Annotated in this window: 22 protein-coding genes; 10 read left to right on the top strand and 12 right to left on the bottom strand. The window is 33.8% G+C overall.

What is annotated here, in order from left to right:
* The first annotated feature begins 10 nt into the window (after positions 1 to 10).
* Complete coding sequence (locus ABS764_RS05725) at positions 11 to 1,039, top strand: M14 family zinc carboxypeptidase (RefSeq protein ID WP_408080844.1); 1,029 nt, start codon at positions 11 to 13, stop codon at positions 1,037 to 1,039.
* Here ABS764_RS05725 and aat read toward each other — a convergent pair.
* On the bottom strand, positions 1,025 to 1,663 hold the full coding sequence (aat, locus tag ABS764_RS05720) for a leucyl/phenylalanyl-tRNA--protein transferase (RefSeq protein ID WP_408080843.1): 639 nt from the start codon (positions 1,661 to 1,663) through the stop codon (positions 1,025 to 1,027). The two genes, ABS764_RS05725 and aat, sit on opposite strands and share 15 nt — an antisense overlap.
* A 92-nt stretch (positions 1,664 to 1,755) precedes the next feature.
* Between aat and ABS764_RS05715 the strand changes: the two genes are divergently transcribed.
* A complete protein-coding gene (locus ABS764_RS05715) occupies positions 1,756 to 2,487 on the top strand; it encodes a phosphatase PAP2 family protein (RefSeq protein WP_408080842.1) in 732 nt (243 codons plus the stop codon).
* 50 nt (positions 2,488 to 2,537) lie between these two features.
* Here the strand turns inward: ABS764_RS05715 and ABS764_RS05710 are convergent, their stop codons facing one another.
* Positions 2,538 to 2,903, bottom strand: a complete 366-nt coding sequence (locus ABS764_RS05710) for a DUF3127 domain-containing protein (protein ID WP_408080841.1) — start codon at positions 2,901 to 2,903, stop codon at positions 2,538 to 2,540.
* A 312-nt stretch (positions 2,904 to 3,215) separates the two neighbouring features.
* On the opposite strand from ABS764_RS05710, the gene ABS764_RS05705 reads away from it, so the two are divergent.
* On the top strand, positions 3,216 to 4,364 hold the full coding sequence (locus ABS764_RS05705) for a sensor histidine kinase (RefSeq protein WP_408080840.1): 1,149 nt from the start codon (positions 3,216 to 3,218) through the stop codon (positions 4,362 to 4,364).
* Positions 4,365 to 4,455: 91 nt separating this feature from the next.
* On the opposite strand, the gene ABS764_RS05700 is transcribed toward ABS764_RS05705, so the two are convergent.
* Positions 4,456 to 4,845: an HIT family protein gene (locus ABS764_RS05700; protein WP_408080839.1), complete on the bottom strand. Its 390-nt coding sequence runs from the start codon at positions 4,843 to 4,845 to the stop codon at positions 4,456 to 4,458.
* A gap of 67 nt (positions 4,846 to 4,912) precedes the next feature.
* The gene (gene greA / locus ABS764_RS05695) at positions 4,913 to 5,389 is read right to left on the bottom strand and encodes a transcription elongation factor GreA (RefSeq protein ID WP_035656904.1); all 477 of its coding nucleotides are present in this window, start codon (positions 5,387 to 5,389) and stop codon (positions 4,913 to 4,915) included.
* Positions 5,390 to 5,550: 161 nt separating this feature from the next.
* On the opposite strand from greA, the gene ABS764_RS05690 reads away from it, so the two are divergent.
* Positions 5,551 to 5,970 carry a Rieske (2Fe-2S) protein gene (locus ABS764_RS05690; protein ID WP_408080838.1) on the top strand — a complete coding sequence of 140 codons (420 nt, stop codon included), beginning with the start codon at positions 5,551 to 5,553 and terminating at the stop codon, positions 5,968 to 5,970.
* A gap of 56 nt (positions 5,971 to 6,026) precedes the next feature.
* Here ABS764_RS05690 and ABS764_RS05685 read toward each other — a convergent pair whose 3' ends face one another.
* From ABS764_RS05685 to ABS764_RS05665, 5 genes are all read right to left on the bottom strand, one after another.
* Positions 6,027 to 8,177: a TonB-dependent receptor gene (locus tag ABS764_RS05685; RefSeq protein WP_408080837.1), complete on the bottom strand. Its 2,151-nt coding sequence runs from the start codon at positions 8,175 to 8,177 to the stop codon at positions 6,027 to 6,029.
* Between the two features lie 297 nt (positions 8,178 to 8,474).
* Positions 8,475 to 8,876 (bottom strand): alternative ribosome rescue aminoacyl-tRNA hydrolase ArfB, encoded by a 402-nt coding sequence (gene arfB / locus ABS764_RS05680; RefSeq protein WP_408080836.1) that lies wholly within the window; start codon positions 8,874 to 8,876, stop codon positions 8,475 to 8,477.
* Between the two features lie 6 nt (positions 8,877 to 8,882).
* Entirely contained in the window at positions 8,883 to 10,499 is a 1,617-nt protein-coding gene (locus tag ABS764_RS05675) for a DUF4301 family protein (protein ID WP_408080835.1), read from the bottom strand.
* 7 nt (positions 10,500 to 10,506) lie between these two features.
* Positions 10,507 to 11,154, bottom strand: coding sequence for a nicotinamide riboside transporter PnuC (gene pnuC / locus ABS764_RS05670; RefSeq protein ID WP_408080834.1), 648 nt, complete (start codon positions 11,152 to 11,154; stop codon positions 10,507 to 10,509).
* The gene (locus tag ABS764_RS05665) at positions 11,155 to 11,889 is read right to left on the bottom strand and encodes a phosphoglycerol geranylgeranyltransferase (protein ID WP_408080833.1); all 735 of its coding nucleotides are present in this window, start codon (positions 11,887 to 11,889) and stop codon (positions 11,155 to 11,157) included.
* 90 nt (positions 11,890 to 11,979) lie between these two features.
* Between ABS764_RS05665 and ABS764_RS05660 the strand changes: the two genes are divergently transcribed.
* From ABS764_RS05660 to ABS764_RS05650, 3 genes are all read left to right on the top strand, one after another.
* Positions 11,980 to 12,576, top strand: coding sequence for a Crp/Fnr family transcriptional regulator (locus ABS764_RS05660; protein ID WP_408080832.1), 597 nt, complete (start codon positions 11,980 to 11,982; stop codon positions 12,574 to 12,576).
* 80 nt (positions 12,577 to 12,656) lie between these two features.
* Complete coding sequence (locus tag ABS764_RS05655) at positions 12,657 to 12,941, top strand: hypothetical protein (RefSeq protein WP_408080831.1); 285 nt, start codon at positions 12,657 to 12,659, stop codon at positions 12,939 to 12,941.
* Positions 12,938 to 13,348, top strand: coding sequence for a group III truncated hemoglobin (locus ABS764_RS05650; protein ID WP_408080830.1), 411 nt, complete (start codon positions 12,938 to 12,940; stop codon positions 13,346 to 13,348). Before ABS764_RS05655 ends, ABS764_RS05650 begins: the two co-directional genes overlap by 4 nt.
* Positions 13,349 to 13,453: 105 nt before the next feature.
* Here the strand turns inward: ABS764_RS05650 and ABS764_RS05645 are convergent, their stop codons facing one another.
* Positions 13,454 to 14,089: a 4'-phosphopantetheinyl transferase family protein gene (locus tag ABS764_RS05645; RefSeq protein ID WP_408080829.1), complete on the bottom strand. Its 636-nt coding sequence runs from the start codon at positions 14,087 to 14,089 to the stop codon at positions 13,454 to 13,456.
* Between the two features lie 285 nt (positions 14,090 to 14,374).
* Here ABS764_RS05645 and ahcY point away from each other — a divergent pair, with 285 nt between their 5' ends.
* Both ahcY and ABS764_RS05635 read left to right on the top strand, forming a co-directional pair.
* Entirely contained in the window at positions 14,375 to 15,691 is a 1,317-nt protein-coding gene (gene ahcY, locus ABS764_RS05640) for an adenosylhomocysteinase (RefSeq protein WP_408080828.1), read from the top strand.
* Positions 15,692 to 15,892: 201 nt separating this feature from the next.
* Entirely contained in the window at positions 15,893 to 18,670 is a 2,778-nt protein-coding gene (locus ABS764_RS05635; protein WP_408080827.1) for an outer membrane beta-barrel protein, read from the top strand.
* 280 nt (positions 18,671 to 18,950) lie between these two features.
* Here the strand turns inward: ABS764_RS05635 and rpmA are convergent, their stop codons facing one another.
* Entirely contained in the window at positions 18,951 to 19,217 is a 267-nt protein-coding gene (gene rpmA, locus ABS764_RS05630) for a 50S ribosomal protein L27 (protein WP_073241682.1), read from the bottom strand.
* 24 nt (positions 19,218 to 19,241) lie between these two features.
* Positions 19,242 to 19,664 carry a 50S ribosomal protein L21 gene (gene rplU, locus ABS764_RS05625; protein ID WP_408080826.1) on the bottom strand — a complete coding sequence of 141 codons (423 nt, stop codon included), beginning with the start codon at positions 19,662 to 19,664 and terminating at the stop codon, positions 19,242 to 19,244.
* Positions 19,665 to 19,908: 244 nt separating this feature from the next.
* Between rplU and ABS764_RS05620 the strand changes: the two genes are divergently transcribed.
* Positions 19,909 to 21,234 (top strand): M16 family metallopeptidase, encoded by a 1,326-nt coding sequence (locus ABS764_RS05620; protein ID WP_408080825.1) that lies wholly within the window; start codon positions 19,909 to 19,911, stop codon positions 21,232 to 21,234.
* Positions 21,235 to 21,244: the final 10 nt, after the last annotated feature.

Here is a 21,244-nt window from a genome sequence, read left to right as displayed (position 1 = left end):
AATAAACATCATGAAAGCATACGATTATATCGATTCGATACTGAAAGCTCCTTTAGAAAAAATAGAAGGAATTAAAATTGGTACTTCTGTTGAGGGACAAACAATAGAAGGATTTCGTTTTGGAAAAGGCAATAAAAACATTAGTCTTATTGCGGGAAATCATGCTGACGAACCGATAGGTCCGTTACTTTTGAAAAAATTAGTATCTTACTTCTCTTCACTTTCTGAAAACCACCCATTATTTGAAAAATTCAGTTGGTGGATTGTTCCTCACACCAATCCCGATGGTGAAAAACAAAACCTAAAATGGTATCATTACACGGATTCAAAAACTGATTTAGACCAATATTTACTTCATGTACAACGGGAATTACCCGGCCGTGATTTAGAATTTGGCTACCCAATTGAAGGCAAAATTCCTGCTTTGCGTCCTGAGAATACTGCGGTATATAATTTTTGGAAAACAGCGAATGCTCCTTTTTCGCTACATGCTTCACTTCATGGAATGAAATCCAGTTATGGTGCCTGGTTTTTAATTGATGAAGACTGGATTGACCGAACAAGAAAACTACGACAAGATTGCAAACAAAAAACAATTGAACTAGGATATGACTTGTATGATTTAGACCGTAATGGTGAAAAAGGATTTTCGAGAATTGATGAGGGATTTTGTACGCGTCCGGATGGGGGCAAGATGCGGGAACATTTTTTAAACTTAGGCGATACTAAAACAGCGGCACAATTTCATGCCAGTTCGATGGAATCCATCAGAAGTTTAGGAGGTGATTGCTTAACTCTGGTTTCTGAAATGCCTTTATTTATTTTTCCAAAAAAAGAACGAAAATTAGTGTGGCCAGATACCTATTTGGATCAGTGGCGTGACCAATTTACCCAATGGAAAACGGACTTAATTTCCGGCACCGTCTCTGCCAATGCATTAAAAATTGATATGGAGTCCAAAGGAGTTTATGCAATGCCTTGGGAAGACCAAATGAAATTGCAATGGCAGTTGATAGCCTCCGGATTAGAAACTATTTAAAATAGCCATAAATTCCTCGCGGGCAATTTCGCGACAGCCTAAACTTTCTAAATGTTCATTATAAACCTGACAATCAAGAAGTTTGTAATTCTCCATTTTTAATTGGTTTACCAAAAAAATAAAAGCCACTTTTGAAGCATTGGAAACCAATGAAAACATACTTTCGCCACAAAAAACATGACCTAAATCAACACCGTATAAACCACCCACTAATTGGTCGTTTTCCCAAACTTCAACAGATTTCGCTATTCCTAGATCATGTAGTTTACAATAAGCCTCAATCATGTCATTAGTAATCCAGGTACCGTTTTGCCCTTCTCTTTTTACTTGTTGGCAATTAGAAATAACAGCTCTGAAATTTTGATTAAAAGTAACACGAAAGATTTTCCTGTTGATGATATTCCGCATACTTTTTGAAACAATCAACTCGTCCAAAAACAATACCATCCGGGGATTTGGTGCCCACCAGGTAATAGGTTCTCCATCTTCAAACCACGGAAAAATTCCGCTTTTATAGGCCAATTGCAATCGCTCTGGAGATAAATCACCGCCTAACCCAATAATTCCCGAAGAATGAGCTAAATGAACGGGTGGGAAAAATAAATCTTCGGATAAATAATACATAACTATTTTATTCTAAAAGGATATACTCTTACATTTGACAAATGTAATTTACTTTATGTGGTTAGCCCTAATAAACTTCTAATTTTATTTAGATGAGAAACATTTTGTTTGTAGTAATGTTCTTTTTTTTGATTCTAAAAATAAATGGACAAGCGATAGATTCCGTTGTTAGCGCTAAAAAGCTGTCTTACAAATCACTCCTTATCCCTACAGCTTTAATGGGTTCAGGAGTCTTATTATTTAAAACGCAACTTAACAAAGACCTTCAAAAAGAATCACAATCCTTTTTTGGTTCAGATTTTCGTACCGGAGCAGATAATTTTACCGTTTTTGTTCCTTTAGTACAAATGTACACCGGAAAACTTTTAGGATTTAAGCCAAAAAACACTGTCATGCATCAGACTATTGATGTTGTTACTGCCGATGCTATCAGTTATATTGTAGTTACAGCAATAAAAAATTCAGTAAAAGCACATCGCCCTGATAGTTCAAATCAATTGAGTTTTCCATCAGGTCATACCGCAATAGCTTTTACACATGCAGCGCTTTTATATCAGGAATACAAAGATGCTGATTTTTGGTATGCCAGCAGCGGTTTTGTATTTGCGACTGCTACCGGGATATTGCGTGTAGCAAACAACAAACATTATACTTCAGATATTCTAACAGGAGCCGGAATTGGACTTGCTTCCGGGATTATCGTTTCTTATTATAATCCGCTCCAAAAAATTTATTTTGGAAAAAAGAATGAAGCCTCAGCATTTATTTATCCTCAGATAGGAAGTCAAATAGGACTTGGAATACTTATTAAACCTTCGTTTTAAGGCAAAAAAAAGCCCTGAATCATCAGGGCTTGTCTTTTTATTGTTTTGAATTAAAACGGTAAATCGTCCGGTTCGTCTTCGTTTAAGTTTGTTGCCGGTGCAAAAGCCGGTGCAGCAGGAATTGGCGCAGCCGGAGCTTCGGTAGCCAGTTTCTCAATTCTCCATCCCTGAATACTGTTAAAAAATCTTGTTTCTCCTTGTGGATTAACCCATTCTCTTCCTCTTAAATTGATTGAAACTTTTACAGGTTCTCCAATAGAATAGTTATTCAATAAATCACATTTATCCTGAGTGAACTCTATCAAAATATGTTGTGGATATTGCTCATCTGTTGTAACAACTAATTCTCTCTTTTTAAATGATGCACTAACTTGTTGTTCCGGATTAACAACTCTAATTTTTCCTGTAACTTCCATCTTCGTTATTTTAATTGTTATTGATTATTATTTTTCCAAAAGCACTTCTAATCAGAAGTATATCATTTTCATTTAAGCCTTTTAACTTCAAAAGAAAAACTTTTTTACAGAAAAACATTGAATATACAAATATAGTAACTTCTTTTAACCGATAATAATGTTTGTTTTACAATTTCCATTTTAATTTTTAATTCTCTGATGAACAGCTACATTTGAGAGCTTTCTCATGATTTACATTCGTTTATAAAACTTAAAAAAACTAAAATAATATGACGGTATATTTCGTTATATTTATACTCCAAAATATTACGTATGCAATTTTCTGACAAAAGAAATACCGGACGATGGATTCTTGTTTTTGCTTCATTTTTCATCATTTCGATTATTCTTTGGAATACTTATACTTTTTTTCAGATTTTTAAAAACGAGGAACGTCTGAAAATGAATCTTTTGGCTAAAGCCCAAAAAACACTCATTAACGCTGATGAAAATACGGATGTGGAACTCCCGCTTCAAATTTTTAATAATAATAATTCCATTCCGGTTATACTCACTGAAAACGACAGTATCATTAACACCCTCAACATTGAGGAAAGCATTGTAAAAGACAAGGTGAAATCGATGGCATTTTTAGCTAACTTAAAAAAAGAAAATGAACCGATTATTATTGAGTATGCTCCTGACAAATTTCAAAAATGGTATTATGGAAACTCCGCTTTACTGAATAAGCTTAAATATTATCCTATTGCTTTGCTGTTGATTATTTTCCTGTTTTCGGCCTTGATTTATTATTTCTACCGCAGTACTAAAATTGCTACTCAAAATAAACTCTGGGCAGGAATGGCTAAGGAAACCGCCCATCAGATAGGCACACCACTTTCCTCCTTAATTGGTTGGGTCGAAATTTTAAAAAGTGAAAATATTGACGAAACCACAACAGCTGAAATAGAAAAAGACATTGACCGCCTGCAAACGATTACTGATCGTTTTTCTAAAATAGGTTCAGAACCGGTTTTAGAAAAAAGAAATATTACAAACGAAACATTGCAAACTTATAACTATCTGCAATCACGTTTTTCTAAACAGCTGGAATTTTCTTTCGACAGTCCCAAGTCACCAATTTACACGATGCTCAATCCTGTTTTACATAGCTGGACTATAGAAAACCTGATTAAAAACGCTATTGATGCAATGAAAGGTAAAGGAAAAATTACCGTTTTAATACTGGAAGATCCTGTGTATGTAAAAATAAATATTTCAGATACTGGCAGCGGAATCTCTAAAAAACAATTCCAAACCATTTTTGAACCGGGATTTACGACTAAAAAAAGAGGCTGGGGACTAGGGCTTTCGTTGACCAAACGAATTGTAAAAGAATACCACAAAGGAAACATTAAAGTCTTACATTCCGAAATAGGCAAAGGCACTACGATGCAAATGAGTTTTAAAAAGCTCAGTTAAAATTATCTGATGCTGAAAAATTAATAAAAAAAATCGTTTAAAGAAATTCTCTAAACGATTTATATTATGTTTATCAGGGCGATAACTAAAACTACAAATTAGCTCTGATTTCCTGAGCCAGATTTTCAAATTCTTCTTTACTCAATTGCACTTTTTTCTGAAAGCGTATATCTTCCATACTGTTTAACGGAATCAGGTGAACATGGGCATGAGGCACTTCCAGTCCGATAACTGAAATAGCTATTCTATTACACGGAACTGTTTTTTCTAAAGCCTTAGCCACTTTTCTGGAAAAATGCATCAATCCTAAATAATGCGCTTCATCCATATCAAAAATCTTATCGATTTCAAATTTAGGAATGCATAAAGTATGTCCTTTTGCATTAGGATTAATATCTAAGAATGCAAAATAGTTATCGTCTTCAGCAATCTTATAACATGGAATTTCTCCGTTTATTATTTTGGTGAATATTGATGACATAGTTTAGTTGTTTATCGTTTATCCGCTTAACCGATTAAACAAATAAACGGTTAAACTTTTAAAATATTTACTCTCTTGTAATTTCTAAAATTTCAAATTTCAAAACACCGTTTGGCACTTTAATTTCAGCCACCTCGCCTATTGATTTTCCTAATAATCCTTTACCAATAGGAGAAGTAACAGAGATTTTTCCTGTTTTTAAATCGGCTTCACTTTCGGCAACCAGAGTATATTTCATTTCCATACCATTTGCCTGATTTTTGATTTTTACACTTGACAATACCAAAACCTTTGACAAATCAAGATTTGACTCATCAATTAATCGGGCATTAGCATGAATTTCCTCCAACTTGGCAATTTTCATTTCTAACATTCCCTGTGCCTCTTTTGCAGCATCGTATTCTGCATTCTCAGATAAGTCTCCTTTATCTCTTGCATCGGCTATATCCTGAGATGCTTTTGGACGCATCACTGTCTTCAAATAATCTAATTCTTCTCTTAATTTTTTAAGTCCTTCTGCTGTGTAATAAGATACTGTACTCATAACTTCATCATTTTATAAAATAGAAAAAATCCCATCGGAACGGGATTTCTTTCCACAAAGATAATATATTTTTTTATAGTGTATAATTATATGTTAACCATTATTATTTCAAATGTAAATAAATTAAATTTGTTTCACTAATACTTTTACAAATTAAAAATATGAAAAAAATTATCTCTCTTTTTCTAATCAGTCTTTTGTTTTTTTCGTGTTCAGATGATGGGTTCAATAATAACAATCCTTATATTCCAAATTACAATTTTTCAGTAACTTTTAACCTGAGTTTACCACAGTATTCGAATCTTACAACCCCAGTTAATGCTGTTTATTATTCCGGTCCCGAAGTAGGTCCGAAAGGGATTTATGTTTTTAATACCGGATCCGGATACAATGCCTTTGATGCTGCCTGTCCTAATCAACCACTGAGCAGTTGTTCTACATTAACTCTGGATGGGATTAATGTAGTTTGCCCCTGTGATGATGAAGAGTACAGCTTATTTACAGGTCTGGGAAAATCAAAATATCCTTTGAAACAATATCGGGTTGAGAAAAGCGGAAATATCCTGAGAATATATAATTAAAAGCAAAAAAGCCTGAAATGTTAAACTTTCAGGCTTTTTAAAATATAAACTACAAATTAAAACTTCAGGTTAAGTCCGGCCAGGAAATTAGCTCCGGCTTGGGGATAATAATAAACATAACCTCCACCATAATCAGCTCCATCCGAAACATAATGTTTATTTGCAAAATTATTTGCCAATACACTTATTGTAATTGATTTAAAAACGCTTTTAGGAAAAATAGTGTAAGTAGCATTAAAATCGTTTACAAAATAATCATTCAACTTTCCTTGTCCGTCATTCATATTGTTCAAATATTGACTTCCCACAAATTTAGACAACAGGTTCAATTGCAAATTTGCTAAAGGAGAAAATAAAAGACTGTTAGCTGCAATTAATTTAGGGGAAAAAGCAATATTAGTATTCTCTAAATTAGCTGTACCGTTTCCGCTATCCAATACAAAATCAATATTTTTATTATCACTCAAGGTAAAATTAGGTCGGATTGCCCATTTTTTATCCAATTGAAAACTCGCATCAACCTCTAAACCTAAGCGATAACTTTCGCCCACATTAGTTCGAACCGGATTTCCTACATCATCCAACTCACCTGTTAAAACCAACTGGTCTTTGTATTTCATATAATAACCGTTGATATTTATCTGTGTCTTTGGAGTTAAAAATCGCCAACCCAATTCAAAATCATCCATTCTTTCCGGTTTCACATTTCCGCCTTCATAATCCGTTCGGTTTGGTTCACGATTAGCTCTGGCATAAGACACATACACAGCATTTTTATTGTTTAACGTAAAATTCAAACCCGCTTTAGGATTAAAGAAATTAAAATTATCATTTACCAATCCTGTTTCTGCGCTATTGGCCTTATAGTGTACATTTCTATACTGTGCATCAACATAAACATTGACAAAATTTCCAATTTGATAATTGATTTTTGCAAAAACATTCCCATCCGTTTTTGAAGCAAAGTCTTCATAATAGCGATCTCCTAATTCGCTTTGAGAAGCAAATCGTGCCCAAATTACCTTTCCAAAATGATCGCCTTCATATTTATTCCAGCCTCCGCCTAAAATAACATCCAACGCTTCATTTTTATAATTTGCTGAAAAAGTAGTCCCGTAAAAATCATTGTCCAGCCATTTTTGGCGCACTAAATCAGTTGTAACCTCTGATCCTACAGGATTTAAACCATAATCTCCAAAATCAGCGTCTTCTTTGTAATTCTCGTAGTAACCTTTCCCTTTAGTATAATGAAAAGCCAAATTGGTATTCCAGTTAGAGGAAAATTTCTCGTTCCAATGCAACTGATAATGGTCTTGTTGGTAATTATCGGTTTCGTTGTCATAAAAACGAGTATTCCCGGATTCATCTGTATAAATTCCACCAAAATTAAAAGTTCTGTCAGAAGCCAAAGTAGCACCATCAATTCCGTTCCAGGCTTGGTATGTTTCTTCCGTTCCTCCAAAGGCCAAGGCTTTAATCAGAGTGGTTTTGCCCACATAAGTTCCCTGTAAAAAATAAGACTTTAAATCAGAACTTGCTCTGTCAACATAACCATCTGATTTTAAAGCTGACAAACGTCCAGCTAATTCGAAATGATCATTCATTAAACCGGAACTAAATTTTACTGTATGCTTTCTGGTATTAAAACTTCCAAAAGAATTAGCAATTTCGCCACTGCTCTTTTTTGAATAAGCATCGGTTAATAAATTCAAACTTGCACCAAAAGCCCCCGATCCATTAGTCGAAGTTCCTACTCCGCGTTGTAATTGCATATTCTCTACCGAAGAGGCAAAATCAGGCATGTTTACCCAAAAAGTTCCGTGACTTTCCGAATCATTATACGGAATTCCATTAACTGTAATATTCACACGGGTAGCATCACTACCACGAACACGAATTCCCGCATAACCAATTCCATTTCCTGCGTAAGATGTACTCACCACCGAAGGCAAATAATTCATCAAAGCTGGAATATCCTGTCCTAAATTGCGTGGAGCTATTTCTTTTTTGTCCAAATTAGAAAAGCTCACCGGAGTTTTTGTGGTGACACGAACTGCTGAAACCAAAACCTCATCAAGTTGATTTACCTTAGTGGTATCCTTTACCTGAGAAAAAGAGAGAAAAGAGAAAAGAGAAAAGAAAAGAGACATCAAAAACCTTAAACTTTGTGCCTTTATGCCTTTTCGGCTGGAAAAAAAAGTTTTCATCCGTAATTGTTTTTTTACGAATAAAAGGGGGAATTATTCTTTTTGTTATGTAATAAATTGTTCAATAAATAAATCAACAGTTTTAACTACTAATTTATCCTTATTTCCCTTAGCAACATTACTCGCTCAGGTTCGTTGGGTATAATCTCAGCTTCATTCTGAACTTGTTTCAGAATCTGAAATAAATTCAGATTTAAGCACCCCTTTGAGACGGCGCAAAGATAGAAAAGAATTAAGATAAAAAAATTAAGAACAAAGATTTAATTTTTTTAATAATTAATTCTATGAATCTTGATCCTAAAAATTTGGCTTTCTGCGAGTTTTCTTTATTTCCGAAAGATTCTTTTTGTCTTTAATTCTCTTTTTAATCACTGATTTAGGAATTTTAGTTGCTTTTCTGATTTTAGGAACAATCAATGCTTTTTTAATTAGTTCCAAAAATCGTTTGGTAACTATTTCTTTATTTTTTAGCTGGCTTCTGTCTTCATCACAATTTAGAATCAAAACTGCATCAGTAGTCAACCTTGAAGAAAGATTTGTTTCTAACAACGTTTTTTCTTCCTCTGATAATGCCTGCGAGTTTTTCAAATCAAAAGACAGCACCACTTTAGACGAAACCTTATTTACATTTTGACCGCCTGCACCACTGCTTCTGACCGCCTTATAATGTAACTCTGATATAATTTTTTGAATTTCCATCTTTTTTTAAGACTGATGCGCCTCTTTTAATAAATCATTTACATTTTTTACCGGATTAAAAGTAACCAGAGGCACTTCTGCAAAAACAGTCAGCCAGTTTGCCATTGCTCCGTTCCACAAACCAGGCAATTCGTAGCTTTTAATATCTTTTCCTAAATAATTTTTTTCTACAATAAAACCACTATCCTGATCTACAAACTGATGTAAATCAAATTTTTCATTTTTATAATTTTTTGTGGCACAAACTAAATCCACAGGATTAAAATGAGTTGCATGTTTCATAATATTAACCTGCTTTTTATTGCTTAAATCTACTTGCGAAGATTCTACAATCTGTAATGAAATTTCTTTGTGTCCATTTTTTACCCAGAAAGGTCCTCCACCAGGTTCCCCTTCATTTTTAACCATTCCGCATATCCTGATGGGACGGTTCAGAATGCTTTTCAGCACTTTGATTTTATTTTCGAAAGTGTATAAATCAAAATCTGCTTTGACTTCTATATTTATTTTTTCTTTCAGGAAAACCTTGATTTCTTCTATCTGATGATCTGTAGCAGTAAAACTGTCAATTAGATTCAGGCAGGCAAATATTTCCTGTTGCAGCTCTAACAGAATGCCGGCAAGTGCTTTTTTATAAAGTGCTATCGTATCATTATTATGCAGAATTACATTATCAATATTTTTAATAAAAATGATATCGGCATCAAGCTGATTTAAATTTTCTAACAAAGCTCCATGTCCACCCGGTCTGAAAAGCAATTCGCCATTTTCCTTTCTAAAAGGCTTATTATTCATAGTTACGGCAATAGTATCTGTTTTTTTATCCTGATACGAATAAGTGACATTAATACTGGTTTGAGTTTCTATTTCTACCTTGTCTTTTACTCTATCTATAATCTGTTCAAAATGTTCCTGATGTTCTTCTGAAACTGTAAAATGGAGGTATGACTGGTTATTGCTGCTTGAATAATAACCACATTCATATAAATGTTCTTCTATAGGTGTAGCAATTGTAGTAGCATATTTGTGAAAAGGCAAAATTCCTTTAGGTTTGGATGCAAAATCAAAATACCTGGCATCCAACATGAATTTTATAAAATAATAATTTTTGTAATCTCTGGAAAAAGAGTCAAAATCCGGATGTTCTTCTTTTAATTTTTTATAAATAATCTCAAAAAAGGGTAACTTCTCCATCCCCACAATAAAAACACGCAGCTTCGTATTTTTTTTTCTATTGATATAAGCATTAATACTTTCTTTATCAATATCATATTCATTCATAAATGTGGTCAGGAATTTAAACATCCTGCTTGCAGCCCCTGATGCAGGAACAAATTTTAATAATTTAAGATTTGTTTTATGCTCATCAAAAAAAACTGCTTTCTCAACAAATTCTTCGTGAGTTAATTTTAAAATTCCATTTCCTACGGTTGCAGCTTCTATTAATTCCATTTTAGCAATTCCTCTTTTAAAAATTGCCAGTTGCTTTTTAATATCTTCTAATAAAACACCGTGTTCATTGATTTGTTCAAAATCCTGATCTGAAAACCCCATACTTTTAACTCTTTTTAACTCATTAATTAATTTAGATCTTTCAAACCCGGAAACAGTAATTTCACTCATATATTTATTATAAAGCATCATTAAAAAAGAGGTTCTTTTCAGTCTTTTTTTTATTTAAAATTTCTTTCCATTCTAAATAGCCATATATCGCCAGAATTGTGAAAATTAAATATTGCAAAGCCGTAAAGGTATATCCCTTAAAAAAATACAAAGGTATTGAAATGAAATCTCCTACAATCCAAAAAATCCAGTTTTCTATTTTTCGTTTTGCCATTAACCACATTCCTACAAAAAAAGTTGCGGTTAAAAAAGTATCTACATAATTGAACCAGTTAATAAATTTATCAAAATACTGATACACCAGATACACAAAAACTAAAGTTAATATAAAAATAACAACTGCAGTACTTTTTTCTTTTTTGGTTATTAAAGAAACAGGAAATTCTTCTTCTCCGCCTTTTTTTCTGGTCCAGTGATACCATCCATAAATACTCATTATAAAATAATAACCGTTAATCATAGAATCACCAAGCAATTCCCATTTCCACAACAAATAAGCATAAATAAAAGTGCTAATTAACCCTGTGGGAAAGACCAGAATATTATCTTTTTTTGCAAACCATACACTGGCCAATCCAAAAAAAACTCCCATTAATTCCAGTGCAATTTCTGACGCAGGATAATTCGCGTATTGTGCGAAAAAAAAATCTATCATTTATAATTTAATTTTAGTGTTAAAAAAATCAGCATTTTTTTCAAAAGCAGTTCCAATTACCACTAAATCAGCTCCTGCCTGATAGGCTTTTTCAATAGCCGTCAAATCAACAATTCCACCACCTACAATTAAGGGAATCTGAATATTTTTAGAAACCTGGCTTATCATTTCTAATGGAACTGCCTGTTTAGCACCGCTTCCGGCCTCAAGATAAATCAGTTTATTCCCCAGCATTTCTCCGGCCTGAGCAGTATGCAAAACTAATTCCGGATTATTTCTGTCCAAAGGCTTCGTTTTACTAACGCGTTCTACAGCGGTTTCGTGTCCGCTTTCTATCAAAACATAGCCCGTTGAAATGATTTCGAGTTGTGTTTTATTTAAAACTGGTACGGCATTAAGCTGATGTTCTATCAGGTAATCCGGATTTCTTCCGGATATCAATGATAAAAACAAAATTCCATCCGCATATTTAGAAATCTGCGAAGGATGCCCCGGAAAAAGAACGATTGGTAAAATGCAATTTTGTTTTATTCTAACAATCAAATCGTCTAAAATGTTGCTTTCTACTTGGCTTCCGCCGATAAAAACATGCGTTGCCGGTGATTGATTTATCTTAAAAATCAAACTATCTAATTTTTCCCAAATTATTTTATCCGGATCCAGAAGAATGGCTAATAATTTTTGATTAGCAGCTTTAGCTAGCTGTATTTCCTGATAGATTGTTGTTTTTTCCATGAGAATGTAAAAGTAAAAAGTTTTTACACCACAAGAACTATTTCTAAACAATTATATTTGTAAGCCTTTTAGATGTCTTAAAATTTTACAATGATTGCCGGAATAATACTGGAAGCATATGGCGGAATAAAAAAACTTTTCAAAAATGGAGAACTTATTTTTGAAGAAGGCAATCAGCCTGCCTATTATTATCAAATTATTTCAGGTGAAGTTAAGATGAATAATTATAATGATGAAGGTAAAGAATTTATTCAGGGAATATTTCATCAGGATCAGTGTTTTGGAGAACCGCCACTTTTTATAAATCAGGCCTATCCTGCTAATGCTGTCGCAGTAACTGACTGTGAAATAATTTCAATCACAAAAAACAAGTTTCTGGAATTACTTAAAAACAATCCCGAGATTAGTTTAAAAATAATTAAAAATTTATCGCAACGGCTGTATTATAAATCGGTTATGGCGGCCGAAATTTCTTCTCAGGATCCGGAACACCGGATTTTACGCTTAATAGACTATTCAATAGAACAATTCCGTTTTAAAAAAGAAGAAGCCGGTTTTCTGATTAATTTTACCCGTCAGCAATTAGCTGATCTAACAGGTCTAAGAGTAGAAACGGTTATCAGAGCTATAAAATCATTAGAAAAAAAAGGCTGTTTAAAAATTATCAACCGAAAAGTATACCGCTAAAAAAGTTTTTGTTTTATGATTTTAGTCATAAAACTGAGGTGTTTTATCGTGGTAAATTTGTCCTATAAAACAAATATATCATGACACTTTATAACACAACATTCGAAAATTTCAACAAAAGTTACATTGGTTCTGCCACTATGGCTATAATCGGACAAAGCTGTCTGGGAGCTACAGCAGCGATGTTTATACTTTCTAATGGCACATCTGTAGTCCAAATGGTTCAACTGGCAATTATTGTATTTGCTAATATTTTTGCCAACACTTCTATTCTCGCACAACTGAGTCATAGAACCGTTTTTAATTTAATTATCAGCAGTGTGTTTTTAAGTATTTTATTAATCATCATAAATAGCCTGATATGAAAGAAATAGAAAGCAGAACTGATGTCAAATTTTTAGTACATCAGTTCTATGCTAAAATAAGAACAGATGAAGAAATTGGTTTTTATTTTAATACGATGATAAAAGATTGGGATGCACATTTGGAAAAACTGACTGATTTTTGGGAAACCAATTTGTTTGCGGTTAAGAAATACAAAGGAAACCCTCATGCAGTGCATAATGAAGTAGATTCTCATTTTGAAGGTAAAATTAGTGCTAATGAGTTTGGAATCTGGCTCAATCACTGGTTTCAGACCTTAGACGAACATTTTGAAGGAGAAAATGCAGCAATCCTGAAACGAAGAGCCCGCAAAATGGGTAGTTTCCTTTATCTTAATATGTTTAAAAACAGATTAAAAGAGTCCGATACACCAGTGAAAAAAAATTAAGCGTTTTTAAAAATCTCTTAAGAAACTACCTGGCTCCAGTAATTTTTTTTAGAAAACTTAAAAAGCAACAACTATAAAAAAAACAAGTTTTTTATAGTTGAGAAATTACAATTGCTCTAATGCGTAAACAAGTGTAAAGTCTTCCACTTCTTCAAAATAAATATCAAATTGTGTCTGTAACCCTCCAAAGTTTAAATGCGCAGTAGTCCCGGTTTGATTTAAGCTAAATGCCCCGACTGCAATATGATCTTTAAAACTGATTCCTTTTTCGTTTCTGATTTTAAAAATAGCTTCTTTAGCACCCCAGATTACCGTGAGTTTTTTTATGTATTCGGCTGTTTTTTCGCGGTCTAAGTACTGGAATTCTGCATCACAGAATTTGTCAGCAATGCGAATAATTTTTTCTCTTTGCAATTCGATATCAATTCCTACGGTTTCATTACTGATAATAATGGATGAAAACTCATGAGAATGAGTAATTGAAATATGTTTACCATCCTGAAGATGTGGCTTCCCAAATTCGTCATAATACAAGTCAAAATCGGTATAACCTGCTTCATTTAATAATTTTCGGACACTTAGAAAACCACGTTGATGCAATTCCGATTTCATGCCCTTAATTCGCAATTGACATTTAGTAGTCAAACTAACTTCTGCAAACAATTGTTCGTAGGATTCAGTGATTTTCCAAATATAAATTTGAGTGTTGTTATTAAATTGTATTTTTTTGTATAAAGGCATTTTTAAATTATGAATTATGAGTTATGAGTTTTGCCTCTTAACTCAGCTGTCCTTCTAGCCCCGGTAGTAGCGGCATCCTTTTACTCCTTTCTTTAAGGAGTAAAAGATACAGCGGATAACGGGAATAGCTTCTAAACGAAATAAGCTCTTTACTAAAATAAAATTATTCAGTTAATATTCAAAAGATTAAGACATTAAACATTTCATAAATGTTTGCGAATCCTTTTTATATAATAAGTTATTACGTAATTTTGCAAAAAATTTATAATTACAAATATACTATAAATGAGTACAACGACTACGCCTTATGTGGCTTTCAAAGTAAAAGACATTTCTCTGGCCGCCTGGGGAAGAAAAGAAATTGAACTGGCTGAAGCTGAAATGCCAGGGTTAATGGCGCTTCGTGCTGAATATAAAGACGAACAACCATTGAAAGGTGCTCGTATTGCAGGATGTTTGCATATGACAATCCAAACTGCAGTTTTAATTGAAACTTTAATTGCTCTTGGTGCTGAAGTTACCTGGTCTTCCTGTAACATTTTCTCTACTCAGGATCAGGCTGCCGCTGCTATTGCTGCTGCCGGTATTTCAGTTTACGCTTGGAAAGGTTTAAATGAAGAAGAATTTGACTGGTGTATTGAGCAGACTCTGTTCTTTGGTGAAGAAAGAAAACCATTAAACATGATTCTTGATGATGGTGGAGATTTAACTAATATGGTTATTGACCGTTACCCGGAATTGGTTCCTGGAATTAAAGGTCTTTCTGAAGAAACTACAACTGGTGTTCACAGATTGTACGAAAGAGTAAAAGCCGGAACTTTGCCAATGCCTGCAATCAACATTAACGACTCGGTTACTAAATCCAAATTTGATAACAAATACGGTTGTAAAGAATCTGCTGTAGATGCAGTTCGTCGTGCAACTGACTTGATGTTAGCCGGAAAAAGAGTTGTTGTTTGCGGATACGGTGATGTTGGAAAAGGAACTGCTGCTTCTTTCAGAGGTGCAGGATCTATTGTGACAGTTACTGAAATCGATCCAATTTGTGCTTTACAAGCTGCAATGGACGGTTATGAAGTGAAGAAATTAAATACTGTAATTGCTAATGCTGATATCATCATTACCACTACAGGAAATAAAGATATCGTTCTTGGAGAGCATTTCGAACAAATGAAAGATAAAACTGTTGTTTGTAACATCGGACACTTTGATAACGAAATTGATATGGCCTGGTTGAACAAAAACCACGGTGCTTCTAAAATCGAAATCAAACCTCAGGTGGACAAATATACAATCGATGGAAAAGATATCATCATTTTGGCTGAAGGTCGTTTAGTAAACCTTGGTTGTGCTACAGGTCACCCAAGTTTTGTAATGAGTAACTCATTCACCAACCAGACTTTAGCTCAAATTGAATTATGGAATCACTCTGATAAATATGAAAACAACGTTTATATGTTACCAAAACATTTGGATGAAAAAGTAGCAGCTTTACACTTAGCTAAATTAGGTGTTGAGTTAGAAACTTTACGTCCTGACCAGGCGGCTTATATTGGTGTTGAAGTTGAAGGTCCGTTTAAGCCAGAGTACTACAGATATTAAATTTTAGTGATTAGTCACTAGTCAATAGTGCTTAGTCTTTTTTTTTAATAAAGCAGAACCCTTGCTGTCCCGAAGTTTCGGGAGCGAGGGTTTTTTTTACGATAATTCAATAACATCCGGAAAAAACAAATATAAAATTTACACTTGCAGTTAAACCTTTTCTTTTAATTAACATCTTATGTTCAGTTTAACCAAATTATCATGTGTAAATATTTATCATTTCTATTTTTACTTGCATTTTCTTTTCACGCTAATGCCCAAAGCTATACTTTAAAAGGAAAAGTACTCAACATCAACACACAACTTCCGCTGGAGTCTGCTACAGTATATATTACGACAGTAAAAGACTCGACTATTTTGGAATACACCCTTACAGATAAAAACGGGGATTTTAATTTTGCAGTTAAAAAAAATGACAAACCTGTCTTTTTAAAAGTGACTTATGTAGGTTTTGAAACTTTTACAGAAGAGCAAAAAGACCTTACCGCTAACAAGGATTTCAGCAACATTTATCTTGCTGAATCAACCAATACACTTAACGAAGTGGTTGTAAAAGGAGAAGCTCCACCAATCAGAGTCAAAAATGATACAATAGAATACAATGCTGCTTTATTTAAGGTTCGTCCGGATTCGAATGTTGAAACACTACTAAAACAACTTCCCGGACTCGAAGTGGATAGTGATGGTAAAATTACTGCCAACGGAAAAGAAGTGACTCAGGTTCTAGTAAACGGGAAGCCCTTTTTTGACCGCGATGGTGCTATGGCTTTAAAAAATCTGCCTGCTGAAATCATCAATAAAATTCAGGTTTCTGACTTTAAAACTAAAAAAGAAGAATATTCTAAAGATCAGGCAGCTTCAGACAATGCCAGCATCAATCTGACTATTGATGAAGAAAAAAACAAAGGCTATTTTGGAAAATTCCTTGGCGGATACGGTACCGATGATCGTTATGAATCCAGCTTTATAGTAAACTATTTTAATAACAACAGAAAAATAAGTTTGCTCGGCTCCTCTAATAATATTAATGCTCAGGGATTTTCTCAGGACGAAGTATTTGACAATATGGGCGGCGGAAGAAACAGTAGAGGTTCAACTGTTAACAGGAGTCAGGCCAATGGTATCACCACATCAAACTTATTAGGACTTAATTATTCTGATGAATTATTTAAAGATTTTGAGGTAAACGCCAATTACAATTATACTGATACTCATACGGAGAACATAAATAAATCTAACTCGACTAATTTTAGACCTGACGGAAATTTCAACACAGTTTCTGAATCTATAACAGACAACAGAAACAACAGCAATAAGGCGAATGTGGAATTAGAATATAAAATATCGCCTAGCATACGATTATTTGTTGCGCCAAGATTCAGCACTTCTACATCAGAAAGCAATCCTCAATCTAACAGCACTACAACTGCAGAAGATGGCACATTAACTAATGATGCGTACTCTAAATCCGAAAACAGAAATGAATCCAACAGCTTTAGCAATTCCATTAACTTTAATAAAACATTCGAGAAAAGAGCAAGAAACCTGAGTTTTGTATTCAACAACAGCAATAACAATTCAAATTCGAACAACTTTAACCAATCAGAAACAAATTATTACATAACAGACCGACAAGTCATTCGGGATCAAAACATTAAAAACAACAGTATTAGCGACTCTTATTCTGCCGAAATTGAGTACACTGAACCAGTAACCGATTCTATTCGTTTTAAAATAGGTATGGAATATAATTTTCAAAACAATATTAACGATAACAAAACCTATGATGATATCGGAAATGATGTATATACCAACTTAAATGAGGAACAAACCACTTACCTGACTTCTAAACAAAATAGTATTGCTCCAAAAGCCGGTATACGATTTCAAAAAAACAAATTTACTTTTGACGTCAATTCTACAACATCAATTGTACAATACGACAACCACTCTTTTTACAAAGGAGAAACAATTGATTTAAATAAAAAGTATGTTCTGCCTTTTGGCAGCGCACAAATCCGGTACAGAATAGACCGTTCTAAATTTTTCACAGCCAGATACAATTACAGTCAGTCTCTGCCTTCAGCATCAGAGTTACTTCCTATAGAGAACGTATCAAATACCTTAAACACAGTAACAGGAAACCCAAACTTAAATCCTACAGAAACACATAGTGCCAATATTAACTATAGAAATTTTGATTTCCGTACCCGTTCCGGTTACAATTTATATCTTAACAGTAATTTTTATAATAATGATGTAATCACTACTTCTATATATGATGAAGACAATAACAGACGGACTTCTTATGAAAACATTTCAGGTACCTATTCGCTTTCAGCAGGTGCCAGCTGGAATAAATCCATCAAACAAGAAGGTAATTTATTACGCTACGGAATAGCCTTAAATGCTAATCATTCCTTCTCCAAAGGTTTTACTAACGGTGTTTTATACGGAGCTAAAGCTATCGGAATTTCTCCAAGAGTATATCTTAATTATGATTATGGCGAATTTTTTACCATTGCTCCTTCTTATAATTTCTCTTACAATGAAACAAAATACGACATTAGTACTCTAAACGCTAGATCTAATGTGGTTCACAGACTTAACCTTCAAACTACAAGCTACTGGCCTGCTAACTGGATTTGGGGTAATGATTTTGGATATACTTACAATTCTATCAATCAAAGTTTTTACTTATGGAATACCAGTTTATCGTATACCTTCTTAAACAAAGCATTTGTTGCTAAAGTAAAAGTATATGACCTTTTAAACCAAAATCAGAGTATTACCAGAAGTATTTCGACTACATCGGTTAGCGATAACGAAAATACTGTCTTGAGACGTTATGCTATGTTCTCTTTGACCTATAAAATCCAAAACTTTGCCGGAAAAGCTCCCGGAAAAAACAGAAATACAGGCAGAGGGGAACGTCCGGAAGGATTTGGAGGCGAGAGACGCGGAGGCCCAATGGATTAAGACAATTATTAATTCAGGTTTTTGCAACAAATCCCCTTGTTTTTAAATTAAGCAGGGGATTTGTTGTTTATACTACACAGGAAACTCTGTAACTGCTTAACTTAAAAATACCAGATTCAATAGCTAACTAGCAATATTGCTTTTGCAAAAGATATTAACCAAATAGATTTTCTGTGCTAAAATATTTTATAAAACCATTTGATTGAATCAGTAACTTTTAAGCACAAAAAAAACCTGTTAGCGTCCGCTAACAGGTTTTTAAATAAATTGAGAAAATCAATTATGCTTCTACTTCAAACGGAAGGATTGAAACGTATGATTTGTTGTCTCTTTTCTTTTGGAACTTAACAATTCCGTCTACTCTTGCGTGTAGGGTGTGATCTTTACTGATGTAAACATTTTCACCTGGATTGTGTTTTGAACCTCTTTGTCTTACGATGATGTTCCCTGCGATAGCAGCCTGTCCTCCAAAAATCTTAACACCTAAACGTTTTGATTCTGATTCTCTACCATTCTTAGAACTACCGACACCTTTCTTGTGAGCCATGATGTTTTAGTTTTAATATTGTTATTATTCTTGAGTATCTTCTTTTTTAGCTTTAGCTGCCTTTTTCTTTGGAGCTTCAGCTGTTTCTGTAGTTGCTTCAGCTGCTGCTTTTTTAGAAGCCGCTTTTTTAGCACCTGCTGCAGTAATACCTTCAATTACAATTTGAGTAAGATATTGTCTGTGACCATTTCTTTTTTTGTATCCTTTTCTTCTTTTCTTTTTGAAAACGATAACTTTATCTCCTTTTAAGTGTTGTAACACTTTAGCTTCTACTGAAGCACCTTCTATAGCTGGGGCGCCCAAAGTTACATTCCCATTGTCATCTAATAAAAGAACTTTATCAAAAGAAACTTTTGATCCTTCTTCGTTAGACAAACGGTGAACATAAACCTTTAAGTCTTTGCTTACTTTAAATTGTTGCCCTGCTATCTCTACGATTGCATACATACCAAATTGATTTATTGATTTTTAAGGTTGCAAATATACAATTATTTTTTTATCACACAATCCCTAAATTTAAAAAAGTTTTTATTCTCTTTTTTACTTTATTTTCAATACTTTAGAAACCGGATTACAACTTATTTTTCTGTTAAAAAAAACCACACTACACAACCAATACTAAAAAAAAGTATTTTTGGAGAAACAATATTACTCATTAAAGTATTGCAACCTTATTTTTATTAATCTTAATATGAAAAAAACAATAATGGCAATAAGTACTGCACTTTTCCTTGGCGGTGTCGCCTCTGCTCAAAAAATAGCTTTCGAAGAATATGATTTAGATAATGGCATGCACGTTATCCTGCATCAGGACAACAGTGCTCCGGTGGTAATCACTTCGGTAATGTACCATGTGGGTTCTAAAGACGAAAACCCTAACAAAACAGGATTTGCACATTTTTTCGAACACCTGTTATTTGAAGGAACTGAAAACATTAAAAGAGGCGAATGGTTTAATATTGTTACTGCCAATGGCGGCGTAAACAACGCTAACACCTCAGATGACCGTACTTATTATTATGAAGTTTTTCCTTCCAATAATTTAGAATTGGCTTTATGGATGGAATCTGAAAGACTGATGCATCCCGTGATTAATCAAATTGGTGTTGACACCCAAAAACAGGTAATTAAGGAAGAAAAAAACTCCCGTTATGACAATCAGCCATACGGCAAAATAATCCAGGCTGTTAAAGAAAACCTGTTCATCAACCATCCTTACCGCTGGACCACTATAGGCTCTACCGAACATTTAAACTCGGCCAAACTGGAAGATTTTAAAGCCTTTAATGAAAAATTTTATGTCCCTAACAATGCCGTTCTGGTGATTGCCGGAGATTTCGAACCAAAACAAACCAAAGATTGGGTTCAGAAATATTTTGGACCGATTAAAAAAGGGGCTCCGATAAAAAGAGAAACATTTGTTGAAAAACCAATAACCGAAACTATCAAAGCTACTCATATCGACCCAAACATCCAGATCCCGATGCTTGTAGCTGCATACCGGACTCCTTCAATGAAAACCAGAGACGCCCGTGTTCTGGATTTTATTTCCGTTTATTTAAGTGACGGAAAAAGTTCAAAACTATATAAAAAAATAGTTGACGATCAGAAAAAAGCATTACAGATTGGAGCTGTAAGTTTTAATCAGGAGGATTACGGCATGTACATTATATATGGTCTGCCTATGACTAATTTTACCAATGAAGATTTACTGAAAGAAATTGACGAAGAAATAGTGAAAATTCAAACCAATTTAATTTCCGAGAGAGATTACCAAAAATTACTGAACCAATTTGAAAATCAATATATCAATGAAAATTCAAGCGTAGAGGGAATTGCCGAAAACCTGGCCAAATATTACTTACTTCATGGAGATGTAAATCTTATCAATAGTGACATTGACATCTACCGTTCTGTCACCAGAGAAGAAATTCAGGCCGTTGCAAAAAAATACCTTAATCCAAACCAGCGTCTTTTATTAGATTACATTCCTAATCCTGAAAAAAACGAAAACTAAGTCCTTTCGA

This window comes from Flavobacterium plantiphilum (assembly GCF_046000495.1).
GTDB classification, from domain to species: Bacteria; Bacteroidota; Bacteroidia; order Flavobacteriales; family Flavobacteriaceae; genus Flavobacterium; species Flavobacterium plantiphilum.
Note: the sequence above shows the minus strand (reverse complement) of the source record. Positions and strands in the feature narration are given on the sequence as shown.